Here is a 19,774-nt window from a genome sequence, read left to right as displayed (position 1 = left end):
GATTACTTTGAATACGAATACATTGCGCAAGTCAGATGACGAGGCAACCAACGTTTATGCCGCTTTGGCCAGCTTAACCGAAACCGTCAACACCAAGACAGCCGAAGTCAAAGCGGCAAACGACAACTTCAAATCACGCCTCGACGACCTCGAACTTCGATTTAACCGTCCTGGCGTTGCGGCAAACGACAACACGCCACTAACCCTTGAAGCAAAAGCGTTCGATCAGTTTATTCGCCACGGCCAAGCGGCGCTCGCACCCCATGAAGCGAAAGCGCTTCGAACATCCGACAACGCGGCTGGTGGCTACCTCGTCCCTGATACCTTCCAAGCTGAGTTCGACCGCAATATTGTGCTGTTCTCTCCAATCAGGTCAGTTGCCCGGGTACTTCCTGCAAGCGGCCCGGCAATTCTATGGCCGAAGCGGACCGGCGGCATGACGGCAAGTTGGGTGGGCGAAACCAGCGCACGCCCCGCAACGAACGTCACGTTCGGCCAGTCGCGTTACGAGGTCCGTGAATTGGCCGCGTATGTAGACGTTAGCAACCAGTTACTGGAAGACACTGCGTTCGACGTTGCCGCCATGCTGAACTATGAGTTCGCGGAAGAGTTCGGCTATGAAGAGGGTAAGGCGTTCGTCAACGGCAACAGTGTGTTGTCCCCTTCCGGGTTCATGCAAGATAGCTCGGTCGCTTACACCGCGTCCGGTTCATCTTCGGCCATAACGGCAGACGGCCTGATCGATCTCTATCACTCGATCAAAACGCCTTACCGCGCCAATGCTGTGTTCGGAATGAACAGCAACACGCTATCTGCAATCCGCAAATTGAAGGATACAACAGGCAATTACCTGTTGGCGATGGCTGGCATCGCGAACGCACCGGTCACCACGTTGCTGGGCCGTCCGGTCATTGAGTTTCCCGACATGCCGGACATTGGCACAAGCACGTATCCCGTAGTCTTCGGCGATTTCAGCAACGCTTACCGCATCTTTGACCGTGTCTCGCTTGCGATTATGCGAGACCCTTTCACACAAGCCACTACAGGCGTTACCCGCTTCCATGCTCGGCGACGTGTGGCTGGCGGGATTGGCAAGGCGGAAGCGATCAACAAATTGAAGATTGCCACAAGCTAAATGCGAACGGACGGGCCGGTGATGAAGATCATCGGCCCGCACCGCAAGAAACTTTACACAATTACCCTCTCGACCGGCCTTGGGTGACTTTTGCGCGCTCGGTTCCCCGGTTCAAATCGGATTCCTTACATGAAATCACAATCGGCGCCCCCAAGAGCGCCAAACCATCTGCGCTCGGAAACTGCTAAGTGGTTCGCAGGCGTGGTTGCAGATTACGAATTGGAAAGCCACCACGTCCGCTTGCTCATCAAAGCGGGCGAGGCGTGGGATAGATCAGAACAAGCAAGAGAAGAGATTGCTAAACACGGAATGACGTATTTAGATCGGTTCGGCGCGCCGCGTAGCCGCCCGGAAATCGCAATTGAGCGCGACAGCCGATTGGCATTTGCCCGGCTTGTCCGCGAACTCGGACTAGACATTGCAACGCCCGCGGAGTCCCGGCCGAACGTTTTAAAGGCTAACCGCTGATGCCGGTGCGCAAGCGAAATCTCCGCCGACGCGGCGCACTCAGCGCGGATGAGGAAGCATGGTTGCGTGGCGACACGGATTGCGGATTCGTTCAGTTCATGGATTGCGCTAGGCTCGAAGCGCTTTGGAACGCGTACGGCGATAAGGAAGCATTCGAATGGACGCGCAGCATGTATTTGCCGAAGCGAAGACTCAGTTGAGTCACGGCGTTCGCGGAAGTCGGTTATTGATCCAAGTGGCTATCGCCCCGATGGTCTCGCGATCCAAGTAGTAGTTGCAGTGATTTAGAAACCGGATCGGTAGTCGCGAAACACTAAGATGCTCCATCGGCAGGCCGCCTACAATGTTCGGATACCTCCGCACAGACACCTCCGTTATGGCATTATCTACAAAGCGATCAGGACCATATGAGAACGGTTGGTTCGCAAGGACGCGCGAAAAATATTTGACGAATATAGCCGATCCAAGTGTTAAGATTAGCGCCAAAGAATAGTACCAGAACACAAAGTACAAGCCCTCCCGCCCGCGCTCTAGCAGCCACATTACAATAAGTGCAAAGGCAGCGGTGGCCATTCCAAATTTCGGAAAATAGAATACAGACGATGCAATCGTATATGTCCACCGAGCAGTATCCAGCACCGTTCCAATCGAGCGAAGCCACATGCTGGCTTCGTCGAAAGATGACCGACATATGAAAACTCTAGATGAGGGCAGTTCTGGCTGACGAAAGACCTTGCAGGCTCCATCGGCGAGAGGCATCGCAGTTTCAGCATAATTAATGAGCCAGCGCTTCGCGGCCTTGGGGCCGTGTGCAAGATAGTTTTCGAACAGGAACAAACAGCCAAAGAGAACCAGAAGGGGCAATACAGGGATGTTGAGGGCCACTAGCAGGATTCCAATCAAAAAGAAGGACGCAAATAAGATTAGGTAGTAAGAAACCGTCAAGATGGGCGAAATTTTCGTTAGCCAGAAGTGGAAGTCGGATCGCTTGGAAAAGTACATGAATGGCGTTCCTAAATAGACAAACCCTCCCGCCACATCTGCGAGGTTAGTCATCGCACATGCGTAGTTCAGCAAATTGCCTCCATGGCTGTGTGCAACAAAGAAAAGATTATCTGGATCGACTTCATCTGGCAGATTTTCGGCCAGCCGTATCGCACCCCTGATACGGGCCAGATGCGAATTCCACCCCGACCATTTGAAAACATGAAATTGGACGGGCCGTCCAAGTTGCCTGGACAGTTCACGCCGGAAACTGGACTCGCTGGAGGTCCAAGTTGACCGTCTTCCCCATGTTCCGTGTATCAGCACAATATGGATCGTATGATCGCTCAATGAAATCACCTGTGCGCTGGCGTTTCGCGGTCAAGTTCAAAGGAACAATTTAAGGCAACGTTGAAATCGCAGTGGCAGGGCAACCAGTGCAACTCAACGCGACCGCGTCGACGATGGTGACCGTGAAAGCGCGTGGGCACGCATACAGCGGCCTGCATTGAACGCATTCGACAGGCTCGCCGGACGAAAGTCCATCATCGGCAACGGCAAAGGGCAATGTCGCTTCTGGAAAGGGTTCTCCATCCGTTCTTGCTTGTTGGTGTTAATTTGCTAGACTGCCACTGCTACAGGCCGGATCGACGTGAACTATCAGAGGAAATCGGCGGATAGTTATTTGTTGCTCGCATAGATTGTGGTCTCCTCGATCCGATTGGGGGGACTAATGGATCAGGGAATAGCAATACGTTTCTATCGCGTTGAGAGGGCCGAAAGGCACGATCCCACCTTTGCAAAGACCTTGGAAAAAATCTTTGCCTTAGGCGGTCCGAGCAAACGCATGAAGGATGTGAATGGCGTCAAAGTGCGCCTCGAAGCATTTGATGCGCGTTCTGCCGGTTTTTATGAAGGCGAATTTGTCAGGCTTCAGGAACGGGGATATCCCTCAGAAGTCCATGATGAACATACGCTGGCGCTTCAAACGGAACGGCCACTAGGTCATCACCTAGCATTCGTATTCAACGAAAACAAAAGCGTTCTTGCCGCTCAGTATGATAGCAGGACACTCTCGCTCAGCCGAGTAAACGGATACTTGAATTCCTTTCCGCCGCACGTTTGGTATCTTTTCACGCCTTTGGTTCGCAAGGACATGTGGAATCGATTCATTTCAACTCCACCGAAGAAAATAAGATTTGCGATTGCGAACCCAACTGATCTCAATCAAGTCACGGGCGCCCACAAAGCCGTCTATCAAAACATTGCTGAACTGGCGGAGAGTTACAGCCCACACCTAATGGAAGTTTCAATGTCAATGGGTCAATCAAAGGGCGCCCTTACTAAGGCGCATGAATTTGCGAAGGATCTCCTGCGAAGAAACGACAACGGTGAAATCGATCTGAGGAAACTGAAGGGCAAAGGGGCCGAGCAGGAAGAGGAGATTGACTTGCTTGGAGAGGTATTAACAGAGAAAATTACGCTTGATCTCCCACGCAACGACCCCAAAGAGAGTTACAAGATACGACTAGAGGCGTTACACGCGAGTATGGCACGGAACGATGGCAAATTCTGATAGGCGAACCATTGCCTACATAGTCGAACGATATGGACCAATTGGTTCTGTCGTGATCTGGCTCGCATTCGCTTACTTTTTCAGAGAGTGGTTTGTAGATAGCATAAGTTCAGGGAAAATAATTCTGAGCGGCTTGTTTTCCGCCGTTTTCGGCTGGGCGGCCATTCAAACTGGCTTTCTCTTCAGCGTATTCGGCTTTGTCGCGACAAAGAGCGATGGCTTTATTGGGGAGTTTCCGGCGTCTGCCAGTGATGAAGCGATTTCAATGGTATGTTCTACAAGCCATGTACATGGGTTTTGTTCTCACGATCTATTCGATACCTCTTATGATCCTCGATCTGGATATGAAGGGGAACTTCACTTATTGGACTGTTGCACTATGGTTTGCGTCATTCATTTGGGCGTTTACGTCTTTTCTGCGCGTAGCTTTAAACTTTGGTAAAATGGTTAGCGTCCGAGATAATGAATTTATTCCCGGCTAGAGCACGCTCATATTATGGAGTTCGCTCGTTCATAATCTCTCGACCGTCGGTTCGCATCTACGGCCTTAGTGCAACGGTCCACGTCCAGCCGCCAATTACGTCACATTGTCTAAGTGCGCCCGAATGGCACAAGCCGCAATGGATCACGCACTACTAAATACTTTCGCGACCTCCACCAAAGCGCGATCTGTAAAGTACATACTGTAGTTCAAGCCACCGGGTCCTGGGATCGCGTATCTGTTATGGTTGGCGTCTATCTGCTTGAACGTTTGCTTCGCGCGCATTACCTCGATTTCTGCTTCCGGCTCGACACCGAAGAAACGCACAAAAAGTTCATGTCCTTTTAGTTTTTCTTTTGTGAGTATTCCTGTAGCGGCGAACTCGACAAGGCTGCTTAGCGCATCAGCCAACGACAGCTTGACTTTGGACGATGCAAAATCTGGAAAGATTCGCCAATTCCATTTTTCAGTCGAAACCAGATTTCCATAGACGCGAACGGACTCCACACTGTCCTTTACGTTTCGACTCGCGGCGGTAGCGATTAGTAGATTGGCAGCGTCGCGGGCCGTAACTTGCGCCGCTGCGCGGCCACGTCCCCCCATACTTCTTAGCCCCGCGACCGAAAGGTTGCGGTCATGAACAGTGACCGTCGCCTCTGGTACGTGCAGCGCGGTCGCGACCGCATGAACTAGTTGCTTCGGCGTGGCCATCAATGTCCCCCATATCGTTCATTTGTATAACGCACAAAATATGTATTGACAAGTTATCTGTCTTTTGCGCATTATACAAATGACGGGATGCCCGTCGTTTCACAGGGGAGCTAACAATGGGATTTGGATATCGCTGTACCGGCCGCGCGACGCCGTCCGAGGAAAAACGCCTTTGGGCGAATGATCGCGGCGAAAAGGTGCCGCGAAAGAAGAGTGATAGGGGCGTTAAGGACTTGCCGCTAGTTCTGCCGCCGGTTTCGGACGAGCGCGCGAAGGCATTTTTCACGCGGCCCTACAGCGGTCCGATCCCAGCTACAAGCGAGCCACAAGCCAGGGCCGCTAACGACAACTGGTTTCACGATTGGCCGGTGCGCGATCAGGCCGTAAAGGGCAGTCTCATGCGCGGCTCAAATGACGCTGAAACGCTCGTTATCAACAACCAAGCGATCAGGGTGCTGCACGAAGTGCGGCAATTGCTGACCATTCGGCAAAATGGAGGCCACGGCATTCTTCACCAGCAAAGTAGTGAAGCAAATGGGCCGGGCGTCGGAATGGAGCGTGACCTTGACTACGGCCCGTCTATAGCTACTGGCGCGATGCGTAACTTGTGGCAAGACGGCAGCGGCGACAATGAGCGCGGCCCGTGGAACGCAACTACCATTGAACTGATGGAGAAAAGTGAACTCTCCGTCTTAGGCAATAAGGTACGGTTTCTACATCGCGCCGGAAAATTTGAATTCAACGAGTCGGGTCACATCATTGGTTACAGAGACGGCAAAGGCAAATTTCGCAAATACGCCGTGAAGGAACGGTCCAAGAAAAGCAAAAAGAACAAAGAAAATAACAGGGTCACTAACGTGCCTTACGGCCCAAATTCTCTTGCAGGAAAAACGTTTCCAAACGAAGGCCAGGCGGCCAACTCCTTTACAGCTATAGCTTCCACCAACCGCGCACCGATATCGAGTCATGATCCAACGGTAGTGTTGTCGGCGGACGAAGCGGCAGTCAGTCACGCAACCGAAACGCTTGCCGATTACCGCAGTCGCTTGGGAGCAAGACTTTACGGGGCGTTGGTTTCTGCCGCCCTGGGCGACACGCTGGACAAAATCGGTCGTGAACAAATGCCGGGGCTTGCGGCCAGCGACAAACGGCCGGGGGCCGTTGGAAAGCATTTGGTCGTGACCGCTATTGAGCTGTTGATCGGCTACGAACCTGTAGAAATGGCAGCCTAGAACGTTTTGTTGGCGCAAAAGGCAGTCGGGACACTTGAGGTCCCGACCGGTTGCAGTCGAAATCATAGCTTCTTCGGGTTCAAAATTGTCTATCGCAGCAAATGACAACTGGCCGCTATTTCTCGACAGAGCCCAATGCGCGGCGATGTGCGGCCTTTCTTTATCAACCTTCGATTCGTGGGTTCGCAAAGGTATCCTTCCAAGACCTATGACTGGCACGAGGCGATGGAGTCGTCTTGCTTTGGAGCGGGCTGCCGCTGTTTCTACCGCTCCTGTCGCATTCAACGACCAATCGCCCTTCGAAATATGGAAGCGTTTTCATGCGCATTAAAATCTCCGGCGTGAACACGAGCCGGGCGACGTTGGCAACTGGCCAATCCAAGACCTATTACTATCACCGCGCCAGCGGCACGCGGCTCGAAGGAGAACCGAACAGCCCGGAATTCATCGCAAGTTTCGCGGCGGCGGAAGAAAAATCACGCAACAGAAATACAGGCAATCTTTCCAGCCTCATCCGTGATTTCGAAGGTACGAAGCAATGGCGCAGACTTGCCCCAAGCACTCAAACCGAATATCGGCGTGTTTTTAAGTTCTGGGATTCCGAATATGGCACATGTCCGTTTCGGGCTTTGGAAGACAAGGCATTTCGCGCGGATATAGTAAAATGGCATGACAGGTTTTCGGAAGACAAGCCGCGCGAGGCAGACAACCGAATCAGCATCTTGGCGCGTGTCCTTTCTTGGGGAGCCAAAGACGGTCCACTGAAAGCAAATGTGCTCGATGGATTTCAAAGAGCTTATTCAAATGACCGTTCGGATATCATTTGGATGCCCGAAGACGTTGAGTCCTTTATGGCTGTTGCGTCGAACGAGATGAAGCTTGCAATGGTCTTGGCCCTTCATACTGGTCAACGCCAAGGTGACATTCGTCGTTTGGCATGGTCAGCCTATGACGGGCTTGGGATCACTCTCAGACAGGGCAAGGCGCGGCGATTAGGCAAAATGCCGCCAGCTATTCGCATCCCCTGTACAGTTGCATTAAAGGCAACGCTCGATGCTGCTCCACGGAGGGCGGCAGTAATTCTTACGACAAAGACGGGGCTGGCATTTCAGAAAAGATATTTCGCAGAAAAATGGGAAGAAACATGTAAAGCCGCCGGGATCACTGATCTGCACTTTCACGACATTCGCGGAACGACCGTCACGATGCTGTTCCGAGCGGGCTGCAACATTGGTGAAATCGTCGCGATCACAGGGCATAGCCTTCGACGCGCACAGGAAATTCTCGACAAGTATCTTGCCCGGACTAGTCAACTTGCAGACAGCGCGATGGCCAAATTCGAGAACGTCTTGGAAACAGATTTTGCAAAACGGCCTGCAAAACGCGATGCGCAAAAACCCGCTAAGTAGTGGCGCGCCCGAAGAGATTCGAACTCCTGACCCCCAGATTCGTAGTCTGGTGCTCTATCCAGCTGAGCTACGGGCGCGTTTTCGCTTGGCATTTGGGCTTTAAGAGGCCCGGATGCGTCCGACAAAGACCTCGGACGGTCGCGAAAGAGCGCTTTAGCTACCCGCTCCGGCTTCGCTTGGCAAGGTGGGGAAATGCGATCGGGGGGCCAATTCCGGGCAGTATTTCCGTTATTCCGGGCGCATCACAGCGCAAACCTCGGATGCGCCCCGCACATCGGGGAATCTCGCGCCATGACTTCTGGATTCCGGGTTCGATGCGGAGGATGCAGAGCCTGTCATCCGGCCGCGCTTCGCGCGGACCCGGTGGCATCGCCCCGGAACGACGTGGAGGATCAACTGCTTACGCCCGGGCCCGCTCGTTGCGGACGCTCTGTAGTTCCACCGGGCGGTCGGGAATCGAGACGCGGAAGGTGGCACCAATGGTGCCTTCGACCAGGTGGATGTCGCCGCCATGGGCGCGGACCAACTCGGCGGCGATCGCCAGGCCCAGCCCGCTGCCGCCGGGGCGGCCGGAGGTCTGGAACGCCTCGAACAGGTGCTCGCGCGTCTTTGCCGGCACGCCCGGACCGGTGTCGGAAACCTCGATGATCGCGACCGAGCCTTCGCGGCGGCCGGTGATTCGGATCTGCAATGTCGCGGTGTCGCCCTTGGGGCGGCTGTCGAGCGCCTGCACCGCGTTACGCACCAGGTTAAGCAGCACGCGAAAGAGCTGGTCGGGATCGGCGTCGATCGAAAGCCCGCGCTCGATGGCGTTGATCCAGGTGATCGAGGCGTCGGCGGCAAGGCCGGCAGATTCGCGCACCTCGGTGACCACGGGTTCGACCTGGATCAAGCGGCGGTCGGGCTCGGCTTCCTGAGCCCGGCCATAGGACAGCGTCGATTGGCAGAAGTCGATGGCGCGCTCCAGCGAGCGCATCAGTTTCGGCGCAAAGCGCTGCACCCGCGGATCGGGCACACTGGCCAATTGATCCGACAGCAATTGCGAGGACGCCAGAAGATTGCGCAGATCATGGTTGATCTTCGACACCGCAAGCCCGAGCGCGGCAAGCCGGCTCTTCTGGGAGAGCATCGAGACGAGGTCGCGCTGCATGTCGGACAGTTCGCGCTCGACGACGCCGATCTCGTCGCTGCGCTGGCTCGGCACGATGATGCGCGCCGCGCTTTCGGGGTTTTCGTGGAAGCCGACGAGATTGGCAGTCAGCCGCCGCATCGGGCGGACAAACAGATAATGCAGCGCGAGGTAAACCAGCCCCGCGGCCAGCATCGCGATCCCCAGCGAGACCAGCAGCAGGTTGCTGGAAAAGCGGTACATCGCCAGCCGCAACGGCTTCTCGTCGACCACGACTTCGATGAATTGGGCGCCGCCGGGCGCGGGCCCCACCACGCGGATGGTCTGGTTGCCTCGCTCCAGCATGGTCTCAAAGGACTCGACGATAGCGGACCACACCGTGAGCGTCCGCATGTCGATGTCACGGTCGATCGCCGGCGGCAGGTCGGCGCTGGCGAGCAGCCGACGCTGCTGCCCCATCTTGATGGCGACCGCCCGCGCGCCGACGCTGGTCAGAATCTGCCGGGCCAGCGAATCCGGGACCATGCCGAGCGGCGCGGCGTCCAGCACCAAGGCGGCGGTATTGGCCGCGGCGAGGCGGTCGTTCAGCCGATTGGTCCAGAAATTCGCGATCGAAGGCACGTAGATCATCAGGAGCGCGATCATCACGAGCGGAATGGTGAGCAGCAGGAGCTTGCCGGACAGGCCGAGCCGCCGCGGGCCCGAAGGCCGCGGCGCTTGAAGAGTCGGCTGGTCGGTCGCTGACACGATTATCCGCCTTGATATCTCTGCTTTCGGAGCCCGCCGAACCCAGGTCGCGCGGCCCATATAAGTTCGCGTTCCCGTGATTCCGAGGATGCGTTTGGGCCACCGAACGGTCAAATTACCGATCGCTAATGTGCCGTGGTTCCAATGGTCCGGGCGCGTCGCCGTCCTGCCCCTGAAAACCCCACGAAAACAGATATATTCGCCCCAATTGCGACGTTTCAAAGAAGGGCTGATGCGGCAGCCCCCGACATTGACGAAAACAGGTCGCTCCCGTATAAGCCGCGCCAATTGTCCGCGATGGCCCGGTTTCAGCCGGGGGCGGCTCGCTTTGGGCCGTAAATGGCCCATTTCGGGCCGGCCCGCATCATCGGACGCATCTCAATCCAACAGGCAAATTGCCCGGTCAGCGGAGAACTACCCGTGAAGCGGACTTATCAACCCAGCAAACTGGTGCGCAAGCGCCGTCACGGCTTCCGCGCCCGTCTCGCCACCGCCGGCGGCCGCAAGGTTCTCGCCGCTCGCCGTGCGCGCGGCCGCAAGCGTCTGAGCGCCTGAGCCGGAACCTTTCCGGAGATTTCATTCATGGATCGGCTGAGGCAGCGGGCGGACTTTCTCGCCGTTGCCAATGGCACGCGGGCCAACAGCGCTGCCTTCGTGGTGCAGCGCCGAGCCCGCGACGATGACGGCCCGATCCGAATCGGCTTCACCGTTACCAAAAAGAACGGTACTGCTACCGAGCGCAATCGCATCCGGCGCAGGCTTCGCGAACTGGTGAAGCGGCTGGACGTCATATCGATGCGACCGCACCATGATTATGTGCTGGTAGGCCGTCGCGCCGCGCTCACCCGCGACTTCGCAACCATGCTCGACGATCTCCGCTCGGCGCTGCATCGCCTCGACCGGCAGCCGACCAAACATCCGAATTGAATGGCGAGACCTCAAAAACGATGACCGACAACCGCAACACCATCCTCGCCGTCATTCTGTCCGGCCTCGTGCTGATCGCCTGGCAGTATTTCTACAATATGCCGCAGATGGAGCGGCAGCGTGCGCAACAGCAGACCCAGGCCGAACTTAACAAGTCGCAGCCGCAGACGGCTCCCGGCTCCACCACGCCGCAACCGGGCGCGACGCCCTCCGCCGGCGCGCCTGCCGGCCAGCCGGCCCAGCCGGTCGTCAGCCGCGACACCGCGATTGCCGCCTCGCCCCGCATCAAGATCGAGACGCCGCGTATTTCCGGCAGCATCGCGCTGAAGGGCGCGCGCATCGACGATCTCGCATTGGAGAAATTCCGCGACACCGTCGATCCGAAGTCGCCGGCGATCGTGCTGTTCTCGCCCTCGGGGACGGCGCATCCCTATTACGCGGAATTCGGTTGGGTCGCCGCCTCCGGCTCAACCGCCAAGCTTCCCGATCGCGAGACGGTGTGGCAGCAGGAAGGCTCCGGCAGCCTGAGTCCCGAGAGGCCGGTCACGCTGAAATGGGACAATGGCGAAGGTCTCACCTTCCGCCGCACCATTGCAATCGACGACCGCTATCTCTTCACCATCAAGGACGACGTCACCAACGTCGGCAATGCGCCGGTCACGCTCTATCCGTTCGCCCTTATCTCCCGCCACGGCACGCCGGAGGTCTCGGGCTACTACATCCTGCATGAAGGCCTGATCGGCTATCTCGGCGACCAGCGCCTGCAGGAATACAGCTACTCGAAGATCGACGAAGTTAAGTCGGTCGCCTTCAACGTCACCAATGGCTGGCTCGGCATCACGGACAAATACTGGGCGTCGGCGCTGTTGCCGGACACCACCGCCAGGCTGCAGGCGCGCTTCTCCTCCAACCTGGCCGGCACCAAGCGCACCTACCAGACCGACTACCTGCTGGATCCGCAGACGATTGCGATCGGCGGCACTGGCAGCGCCAATGCGCGGCTGTTCGCCGGCGCCAAGGAGGCCAGCGTCGTCGGCATCAACTTCCCGTTTGCCGGCCATGGCGGCTACAACAAGCAGCTCGGGCTGAACCAATTCGATCTATTGATCGATTGGGGCTGGTTCTACTTCATCACCAAGCCAATGTTCCTGTTGCTCGACTATTTCTTCCATCTGGTCGGCAATTTCGGCCTCTCCATCCTGCTGGTGACGGTGCTGATCAAGCTGTTGTTCTTCCCGCTCGCCAACAAGTCCTACGCCTCGATGGCGAAGATGAAGTCGGTGCAGCCGCAACTGCAGGCGCTGAAGGAGCGCTATCCAGACGACCGCCAGAAGCAGCAGCAGGAGATGATGGAGATCTACCGCAAGGAGAAGATCAACCCGATCGCGGGCTGCCTTCCCATTGCGCTGCAGATTCCGGTGTTCTTCTCGCTCTACAAGGTGCTGTTCGTCACCATCGAAATGCGCCATGCGCCGTTCTACGGCTGGATAAGGGATCTCTCGGCGTCGGACCCGACCAACCTGTTCAATCTGTTCGGTCTGCTGCCTTTCGATCCGACGCACATTCCGGTGATCGGATTTTACCTCGCGCTCGGCGTCTGGCCGATCATCATGGGCATCACGATGTGGTTCCAGATGAAGCTGAACCCGACGCCGCCGGATCCGACCCAGAAGATGATCTTCGACTGGATGCCGCTGATCTTCACCTTCATGCTGGCCGGCTTCCCGGCGGGTCTCGTGATCTACTGGGCCTGGAACAACCTGCTCTCGGTGATCCAGCAGAGTTACATCATGCGAAAGAACGGCGTGAAGGTGGAGCTGTTCGACAATCTCAAGGCGACGTTCGCGCCGAAGAAGGCCGCCGAGAAGACGTGACGCGGCGGCGCCTTCGGCAGCCATACCGACATTCTCCAACCCGTCATGCCCGGCCTTGTGCCGGGCATCCACGTCTTTACGGTGCTGGTGACGGAAACGAACATGGATGGCCGGGATAAGCCCGGCCATGACGAAGGGCATGGGATCTTCGCATGAGCGCTGACATCGATGCGGAGCTGATCGAAGAGGGACGAAAACTCTTCGCCGGCGAATGGAAGTTCGTCTGGGCCTCGCCCTCGATCGAGACACTGCCGCCGATGGCGGGCGTGGAAGTGGCGTTTGCCGGCCGCTCCAATGTCGGCAAATCGAGTCTCATCAACGCGCTCACGGGGCGCAACGCGCTGGCGCGCACCTCGCATACGCCGGGCCGCACCCAGGAACTGATCTTCTTCGAAGGGCCTGACAAGGCCGGGCTGCGGCTGGTCGACATGCCCGGCTATGGCTATGCCTCGGCGCCGAAAACCAAGGTCGCCTCCTGGACCAAGCTGATTCATCAATTCCTGTTAGGACGCGCCACGCTGGCGCGGGTCTATGTGCTGATCGACGCGCGCCACGGCATCAAGGATGTCGACCAGGACGTGCTGAAGACGCTGGATAAATCCGCCGTGAGCTACCAGGTGGTGCTGACGAAAGCGGATCAGGTGAAGGCCGCCGAGCTTCAGAACAATATCACCGAGACAACGGCCGCGCTCGCCAAGCATCCGGCGGCGTTTCCGGATGTATTGGTGACCTCCTCGCGCACCAGTGCCGGCATGCCGGAATTGCGCGCGGCGATGGCGCGCCTGTTGAAGGAGCGCGGCTGATGAACCGCACCGGCCGCATCCTGATCGTGCTCGCTGCCATCATGGGCGCTGATGGTGTCATGCTGGCGGCAGCCTCCGCCCATGGCGCGGATGCGTCGCGGCTGGTGTCGGCGTCGTCAATGCTGTTGTTTCACGCCAGCGCGGTATTGGGCGCCGTCGCGTTGGCCGAGCGCGGGATCGTTCACGCGAAAATCGGGATCGCGGCCGCTTTCGGCCTTGTTCTCGCAGCGAGCCTGTTCGCCGGCGATTTGACGCTGCGGCACTATGCCGGGCATGGGCTGTTTACGATGGCCGCGCCGACTGGCGGGACACTGCTGATCGCGAGCTGGCTGGCGTTGGCGGTTTCGGCGGCCTGGCCGCGGCGGGAGTGACTCTTCCTTCTCCCACAAGGGGAGAAGGAAACAACCCACTTTGCGCCCTGCCCGCCAATCGGATAGAACCCGGCCCGACATCCGAAAATGGCGAGACCCGCTTCATGACATCAGCGCAAGATATCAGCCCGCTCGATCAGGCCCGCATCCTGTCGGAAGCGCTCCCGCATATGCAGCAATATGACGAGGAAACCATCGTCATCAAATATGGCGGCCACGCCATGGGCGCGGAGGAAACCGCCAAGGCGTTTGCGCGCGACATCGTGCTTCTGGAGCAGACCGCGATCAATCCGGTGGTGGTGCATGGCGGCGGGCCGCAGATCGCGACCATGCTCAAGCGGCTCGGTATCCAGTCGGAATTCGCCGCCGGGCTGCGCATCACCGATGCCGCCACGATTGAGATCGTCGAAATGGTGCTGGCGGGCTCGGTGAACAAGCAACTCGTCGGCTACATCAATGAAGCCGGCGGCAAGGCCGTCGGACTGTCCGGCAAGGACGGCAACATGGTGAAGGCGACCAAGACGTCGCGGACCATGGTCGATCCGGATTCCAACATCGAGAAAGCGATCGATCTCGGCTTTGTCGGCGATCCCGACAAGGTCGATCTCACGCTGCTGAACCAGTTGATCGGCTATGAACTGATCCCGGTGCTGGCGCCGCTGGCGACCTCGCATGACGGCCACACCCTCAACATCAACGCCGACACGTTTGCCGGCGCGGTGGCCGGCGCGCTCAAGGCCAAGCGACTATTGCTGTTGACCGACGTTCCCGGCGTGCTCGACAAGTCGAAGAAGCTGATTCCGGAATTATCGGTGAAGGACGCGCGAAAGCTGATCGCCGACGGCACGATTTCCGGCGGCATGATCCCGAAGGTCGAGACCTGCATCTACGCGCTGGAACAGGGCGTGCAGGGCGTCGTCATCATCGACGGCAAGATGCGGCACGCCGTGTTGCTCGAATTGTTCACCAATCAAGGCACCGGCACGCTGATCCACAAGTGATGAGCAAAGCGGCGACGCGCATACGGGCCGTCATGGCCAAGCATGACGAGCGGAGGGCATTGCGACGGCCGCGCTTTGCACGCTTCCTGATTTCGCTGCCGGCCGCAATGACCTCGCTGTTCGTTTCCGCGCTGCCCGCGTTTGCCGACTTAAAGCTCTGCAACCGCATGAGCTACGTCGTCGAGGCCGCGATCGGCATCGACGAGAAATCGGCGACTGCGACGCGCGGCTGGTTCCGGATCGATCCGGCCGCCTGCCGGGTGGTGCTGCAGGGCGCGCTGACCGCCGACCGCATCCTGTTGAACGCGCGTGCGCTCGGCGTCTACGGCGCCTCGCCGATCCCGCAGAACGGCAACGACACGCTGTGCATCGCGCCGGACAATTTCGTCATCGCCGCCGCCCGCCAGTGCCGCGGCAACCAGACGCCGGCGCCGTTCACCCAGATCACGCCGACGCGGACCGACGACGGCACCCTTGTCGCCTATCTGGCCGAAGATTCCGAGTATGACGACGAGCAGGCGCGGCTCGCCGGCATCCAGCGGCTCCTGGTGATCGCGGGCTATGACGCCGCGCCGATCGACGGCGTCGACGGACCGAAGACGCAAGGGGCCTTGAGCGCCTTTCTGAAGAGCCGCGGACTGGCGGCCGAAATCGTGCAGTCGCAAAACTTCTTCGCCACCATGATCGACGCCGTGCAAAAGCCCTCCTCCACAGGGCTGACCTGGTGCAACGACACGCCGCACAAGATCATGGCGGCGGTCGCCACCGACGACGGCAAGGCGGTGACCAGCCGCGGCTGGTACCGCATCGATCCCGGCAAGTGCCTGCATCCCGATGTGATCGGCCAGCCCAAACAGGTCTACAGTTTTGCCGAAGCCGTCGACGGCGAAAACCGCGCCATCAAGTATCGGGACAAGCCGTTGAACTGGGGCGGCCCGAAACAGCTCTGCACGCGCGAAAGCAAGTTCGAGATATCCGAACAGAGCGATTGCGGCACGCGCGGACTTGCCGCAATCGGCTTTGCGACGGTCGATATGAGTAGCGGCGGCAAGACGCTGCGATTTGCGATGCCGTGATGAAGCACGGCGCACGCTCTATCGTCGTCCCTGCGAACGCAGGGACCCATAACCACCGAACCGAGTTAGGCCTAGGATCCTACCCGCGACAAAAGGCAATGCGCACTGTGCTCACCAACAACCGCCGCGGCGTATGGGTCCCTGCGTTCGCAGGGACGACGGGGAGATAGAGCAGTGTCAAAAATGAGATCCCCCCGCTCCTTCAGCCACATCGACACCTGGGTGTTCGATCTCGACAACACGCTGTACCCGCATCACGTCAATCTGTGGCAGCAGGTCGACGCACGGATCGGCGAGTTCATCAGCGCTTACTTGAAGATCTCCGCGGAAGAAGCCCGCGTGATCCAGAAGGACTATTACCGCCGTTACGGCACCAGCATGCGCGGCATGATGACCGAGCACGGCGTGCGCGCCGACGATTACCTCGCCTATGTGCACCAGATCGATCATTCGCCGCTGGAGCCGAACCCGGCGATGGGGGCTGCGATCGCAAAGCTTCCGGGGCGCAAGCTGATCCTGACCAACGGCTCGACCGATCATGCCGGCGCGGTGTTGGAGCGGCTCGGTCTGGCTGCGCATTTCGAGGCGGTGTTCGATATCATCGCCGCCGAGCTGGAGCCGAAGCCGGCGCCGCAGACCTACGACAGGTTCCTGCGCGTCCACGGCGTCGATCCCCTGAGGTCGGCGATGTTCGAGGATCTCGCCCGCAACCTCGTGGTGCCGCACCAGCTTGGCATGACCACGGTGCTGGTGGTGCCTGATGGCGCCAAGGAAGTGGTGCGCGAGGACTGGGAGCTGGAAGGCCGCGATGCAGCTTACGTCGATCATGTCACGGATGATTTGACGGGGTTTTTGCAGAGGTTGAGCGGCAACGGATAACTCTTTCCGTCGTCCCTGCGAACGCAGGGACCCATACGCGGCGGCCGCGCTGATTAAGGTCGGTGGTTGACGCCATGCTCAATTCACAACGGCCTGTGGTTATGGGTCCCTGCGTTCGCAGGGACGACATCGTGCCTTGACTCTCACCCTCCAAATCCCGAAAAAGCCCACCGACTTTGCCCAATCCCCCGAGGAATCCCGATGTCCCTGTCCGCGCTCGAATCCACCGTCAATTCCGCCTTCGATGCCCGCGACGGCATTTCGACGGCGACCAAGGGCGAGGTTCGCGAGGCCGTCGATCACGCACTCGAGCTGCTCGACAAAGGCGAGGCGCGGGTGGCCGAGCGTGAGGCCTCGGGCAAGTGGAAGGTCAATCAGTGGCTGAAGAAGGCGGTGCTGCTGTCGTTCCGCCTCAACGACATGGGCCAGATTCCCGGCGGCCCCGGCAAGGCGTCGTGGTGGGACAAGGTGCCGTCGAAGTTCGAGGGCTGGGGCGAGAACCGTTTTCGCGACGCCGGTTTCCGTGCCGTACCCGGCGCGATCGTGCGCCGCTCGGCGTTCATCGCCCGCAACGTCGTGCTGATGCCCTCCTTCGTCAATCTCGGCGCCTATGTCGATGAGGCGACCATGATCGACACCTGGTCGACGGTTGGTTCCTGCGCGCAGATCGGCAAGCGCGTGCATATTTCCGGCGGCGTCGGCATCGGCGGCGTGCTGGAGCCGCTGCAGGCCGAACCTGTGATCGTCGAGGACGACTGCTTCATCGGCGCGCGCTCGGAAGTCGCCGAAGGCGTGATCGTGCGCAAGGGCGCGGTGCTGGCAATGGGCGTGTTCCTCGGCGCCTCCACCAAGATCGTCGACCGCGAGACCGGCGAAACCTTCATCGGCGAAGTGCCGGAATATTCGGTCGTGGTTCCCGGCGCCCTGCCCGGCAAACCGCTGAAGAACGGCCAGCCCGGCCCATCGACGGCCTGCGCCGTGATCGTCAAGCGCGTCGACGAGCGCACCCGCGCCAAGACCAGCATCAACGAATTGCTGCGGGATTAGGGCTCGAACCTAAAATCCCTCCGATGCGACCAATCTCCGGGCCGCGGGCTTTGCCGCCGCCCGGGGTTTCGCATGGACTGGGTCTGGTTCCTTTTCCGCTTCGACGGCCGCATCAACCGCGCCAAAATGTGGCTCGCAATGCTGGTCCTGTTGGGCTTGATGATGTCTTTGGGGGCGGTAATCGCTGCGATCCACAGCCTGCTCGGCGGCCCCGCATCCTTCCATTTCGGCGCCAGGGACCTCTTCAGGCTGGTGGACCCCGATGCGTATCGGTCCCTAACATCGGCCGACCTCCCGCGGCTCTCGATCAAGCTGGTCAGCACGTCGCTGCTCATGTGGGTCTATTTCGCGACCTCCATCAAGCGGCTGCATGACCGCGACAAGAGCGGCTGGTGGATGGTGCCGTTCTTCGCGGTGCCCGGCCTCTACAATCAGTTCGCAGAGCGGCTTCCCGATTCCTATGCCGACCAGCCGTTAGCCATTGCCGCGTTGGTTCTCTGCGTCTGGGGCTTCGTCGAGATGTATTGCCTCCGGGGCTCCCGCAGGACCAACCGCTTCGGCGCCGATCCGCTGACGCCGCCACCGCCGCACGACGCCAGGCAGCGCTGGGACCAGCAAAGCGAGATCGAACCGGTGCCGCACAAGGCTGGCCCGCCGCCGGTTTGGCGTGTTAAGCCGGGGTATGAATGACGCCGTCTCCATCACCCGCGATCTCGTCCGCTGCCCTTCTGTCACCCCTGCCGACGCCGGTGCGCTCGGCGTGCTCGAACGTCTGCTGAAGGGCGCCGGCTTCGAGGTGCATCGCGTCACCTTCGGCGAGCCAGGCACCGCCGATATCGACAATCTCTACGCTCGGATCGGCGACAGCGCGCCGCACATCACCTTTGCCGGCCATACTGACGTGGTGCCACCCGGCGACGAGGCCGCGTGGACGCTCGGCGCGTTCTCGGGCGAGGTCAAGGACGGCTTTCTCTATGGCCGCGGCGCGGTCGACATGAAGGGCGGCATCGCCTGCAGCGTCGCAGCCGTGCTGCAATATCTCGCCGACAACGGCGGCAAGCCCCAAAAAGATGGCCGGGGTTCGATCTCGTTTTTGATCACCGGTGACGAAGAGGACATTTCGGTCAACGGCACCATCAAGCTGTTGAAGTGGTGCGCCGAGCGCGGCGAAAAATTCGGTCATTGCGTGCTCGGCGAACCTTCCAACGTCGAGGTGATGGGTGACTGCATCAAGATCGGCCGCCGCGGCTCGCAGTCCGGCACGCTCTATGTCGAGGGCGTGCAGGGCCATGTCGCCTATCCGCACCGCGCGTCGAACCCGGTGCCTGATATTTCACGGCTGATCGTAGCGCTCTCCGACGAGCCGCTCGACCATGGCAGCGCGCAGTTTCAGGCGTCAAACCTCGAGTTCACTTCCGTCGATGTCGGCAATACGGCCAGCAACGTCATCCCCGGACAGGCGCGCGCCAAATTCAACATCCGCTACAACGACAACCACACCCAGGAAAGCTTGCGCGCGCTGGTCGAGGAGCGGCTGGCAAAGGCCTGCGGCAACCGCATCCGCGCCCGCATCGTGTGGGAATATTCCAACTCCAACGTGTTCGTGACGAAGCCGGGCGCGTTCACCGATCTCGCAGTAAGCGCGATCGAGGAAATCACCGGACGCAAGCCGGAGCTCTCGACTTCCGGCGGCACCTCGGACGCGCGTTTCATTTCGAGCTACTGCCCGGTGATCGAATTCGGCCTCGTCGGCCAGACCATGCACCAAATCGACGAACGCACCCCGGTGTCGGATCTGGAGAAGCTGACGAAGATCTATCGCGGGGTGTTGGAAAGGTATTTTGCCTAGTGCACCGCCGCCACCATCCGCACAGAACCGTAGGATGGGTGGAGCGCAGCGATACCCATCATCTCGCCGCGAACA

At 59.1% G+C, this 19,774-nt stretch carries 19 protein-coding genes and 1 tRNA gene; 16 read left to right on the top strand and 4 right to left on the bottom strand.

Features of this window, described 5'->3' with window-relative positions; translation table 11 throughout:
• The first annotated feature begins 7 nt into the window (after positions 1-7).
• Positions 8-1,135 (top strand): phage major capsid protein, encoded by a 1,128-nt coding sequence (locus V1290_RS21555; RefSeq protein ID WP_334366264.1) that lies wholly within the window; start codon positions 8-10, stop codon positions 1,133-1,135.
• Between the two features lie 129 nt (positions 1,136-1,264).
• Positions 1,265-1,603: a P27 family phage terminase small subunit gene (locus V1290_RS21550; protein ID WP_334366263.1), complete on the top strand. Its 339-nt coding sequence runs from the start codon at positions 1,265-1,267 to the stop codon at positions 1,601-1,603.
• A 201-nt stretch (positions 1,604-1,804) separates the two neighbouring features.
• On the opposite strand, the gene V1290_RS21545 is transcribed toward V1290_RS21550, so the two are convergent.
• On the bottom strand, positions 1,805-2,938 hold the full coding sequence (locus tag V1290_RS21545; RefSeq protein WP_334366262.1) for an esterase/lipase family protein: 1,134 nt from the start codon (positions 2,936-2,938) through the stop codon (positions 1,805-1,807).
• Positions 2,939-3,320: 382 nt separating this feature from the next.
• Here V1290_RS21545 and V1290_RS21540 point away from each other — a divergent pair, with 382 nt between their 5' ends.
• Positions 3,321-4,163 carry a DUF6731 family protein gene (locus V1290_RS21540; protein ID WP_334366261.1) on the top strand — a complete coding sequence of 281 codons (843 nt, stop codon included), beginning with the start codon at positions 3,321-3,323 and terminating at the stop codon, positions 4,161-4,163.
• A gap of 625 nt (positions 4,164-4,788) precedes the next feature.
• On the opposite strand, the gene V1290_RS21535 is transcribed toward V1290_RS21540, so the two are convergent.
• Entirely contained in the window at positions 4,789-5,355 is a 567-nt protein-coding gene (locus V1290_RS21535; RefSeq protein ID WP_334366260.1) for a hypothetical protein, read from the bottom strand.
• A gap of 116 nt (positions 5,356-5,471) precedes the next feature.
• Between V1290_RS21535 and V1290_RS21530 the strand changes: the two genes are divergently transcribed.
• On the top strand, positions 5,472-6,587 hold the full coding sequence (locus tag V1290_RS21530; protein ID WP_334366259.1) for a hypothetical protein: 1,116 nt from the start codon (positions 5,472-5,474) through the stop codon (positions 6,585-6,587).
• Positions 6,588-6,907: 320 nt separating this feature from the next.
• Positions 6,908-7,996 (top strand): tyrosine-type recombinase/integrase, encoded by a 1,089-nt coding sequence (locus V1290_RS21525; RefSeq protein ID WP_334366258.1) that lies wholly within the window; start codon positions 6,908-6,910, stop codon positions 7,994-7,996.
• Here the strand turns inward: V1290_RS21525 and V1290_RS21520 are convergent.
• Together V1290_RS21520 and V1290_RS21515 are read right to left on the bottom strand one after the other, a co-directional pair.
• Positions 7,997-8,073: transfer RNA gene (locus V1290_RS21520), tRNA-Arg, on the bottom strand.
• A 323-nt stretch (positions 8,074-8,396) separates the two neighbouring features.
• Positions 8,397-9,872: a HAMP domain-containing sensor histidine kinase gene (locus V1290_RS21515; RefSeq protein ID WP_334366257.1), complete on the bottom strand. Its 1,476-nt coding sequence runs from the start codon at positions 9,870-9,872 to the stop codon at positions 8,397-8,399.
• Between the two features lie 420 nt (positions 9,873-10,292).
• Here V1290_RS21515 and rpmH point away from each other — a divergent pair, with 420 nt between their 5' ends.
• From rpmH to dapE, 11 genes are all read left to right on the top strand, one after another.
• On the top strand, positions 10,293-10,427 hold the full coding sequence (rpmH, locus tag V1290_RS21510) for a 50S ribosomal protein L34 (RefSeq protein ID WP_008542748.1): 135 nt from the start codon (positions 10,293-10,295) through the stop codon (positions 10,425-10,427).
• 27 nt (positions 10,428-10,454) lie between these two features.
• The gene (rnpA, locus tag V1290_RS21505; protein WP_334366256.1) at positions 10,455-10,799 is read left to right on the top strand and encodes a ribonuclease P protein component; all 345 of its coding nucleotides are present in this window, start codon (positions 10,455-10,457) and stop codon (positions 10,797-10,799) included.
• A gap of 20 nt (positions 10,800-10,819) precedes the next feature.
• A complete protein-coding gene (gene yidC, locus V1290_RS21500; RefSeq protein WP_334366255.1) occupies positions 10,820-12,673 on the top strand; it encodes a membrane protein insertase YidC in 1,854 nt (617 codons plus the stop codon).
• Positions 12,674-12,825: 152 nt separating this feature from the next.
• Positions 12,826-13,476 (top strand): ribosome biogenesis GTP-binding protein YihA/YsxC, encoded by a 651-nt coding sequence (gene yihA / locus V1290_RS21495; protein ID WP_334366254.1) that lies wholly within the window; start codon positions 12,826-12,828, stop codon positions 13,474-13,476.
• Positions 13,476-13,847, top strand: coding sequence for a DUF423 domain-containing protein (locus tag V1290_RS21490; RefSeq protein ID WP_334366253.1), 372 nt, complete (start codon positions 13,476-13,478; stop codon positions 13,845-13,847). Before yihA ends, V1290_RS21490 begins: the two co-directional genes overlap by 1 nt.
• 104 nt (positions 13,848-13,951) lie before the next feature.
• Positions 13,952-14,848, top strand: a complete 897-nt coding sequence (argB, locus tag V1290_RS21485) for an acetylglutamate kinase (RefSeq protein ID WP_028347942.1) — start codon at positions 13,952-13,954, stop codon at positions 14,846-14,848.
• A gap of 32 nt (positions 14,849-14,880) precedes the next feature.
• Positions 14,881-15,924, top strand: a complete 1,044-nt coding sequence (locus V1290_RS21480) for a DUF1036 domain-containing protein (RefSeq protein ID WP_334366252.1) — start codon at positions 14,881-14,883, stop codon at positions 15,922-15,924.
• Between the two features lie 183 nt (positions 15,925-16,107).
• The gene (locus V1290_RS21475) at positions 16,108-16,803 is read left to right on the top strand and encodes a pyrimidine 5'-nucleotidase (RefSeq protein ID WP_334366251.1); all 696 of its coding nucleotides are present in this window, start codon (positions 16,108-16,110) and stop codon (positions 16,801-16,803) included.
• 201 nt (positions 16,804-17,004) lie between these two features.
• A complete protein-coding gene (gene dapD, locus V1290_RS21470) occupies positions 17,005-17,850 on the top strand; it encodes a 2,3,4,5-tetrahydropyridine-2,6-dicarboxylate N-succinyltransferase (protein WP_057846067.1) in 846 nt (281 codons plus the stop codon).
• Between the two features lie 72 nt (positions 17,851-17,922).
• The gene (locus tag V1290_RS21465) at positions 17,923-18,540 is read left to right on the top strand and encodes a DUF805 domain-containing protein (protein ID WP_334366250.1); all 618 of its coding nucleotides are present in this window, start codon (positions 17,923-17,925) and stop codon (positions 18,538-18,540) included.
• Positions 18,533-19,699, top strand: coding sequence for a succinyl-diaminopimelate desuccinylase (dapE, locus tag V1290_RS21460; RefSeq protein WP_334366249.1), 1,167 nt, complete (start codon positions 18,533-18,535; stop codon positions 19,697-19,699). Before V1290_RS21465 ends, dapE begins: the two co-directional genes overlap by 8 nt.
• Positions 19,700-19,774: the final 75 nt, after the last annotated feature.

Origin of the sequence: Bradyrhizobium sp. AZCC 1578 (assembly GCF_036924675.1) — a bacterium.
Lineage (GTDB): Bacteria > Pseudomonadota > Alphaproteobacteria > Rhizobiales > Xanthobacteraceae > Bradyrhizobium.
The sequence above is the reverse complement of the archived record's forward strand: the minus strand, read 5'-3'. Positions and strand labels throughout refer to the sequence as shown.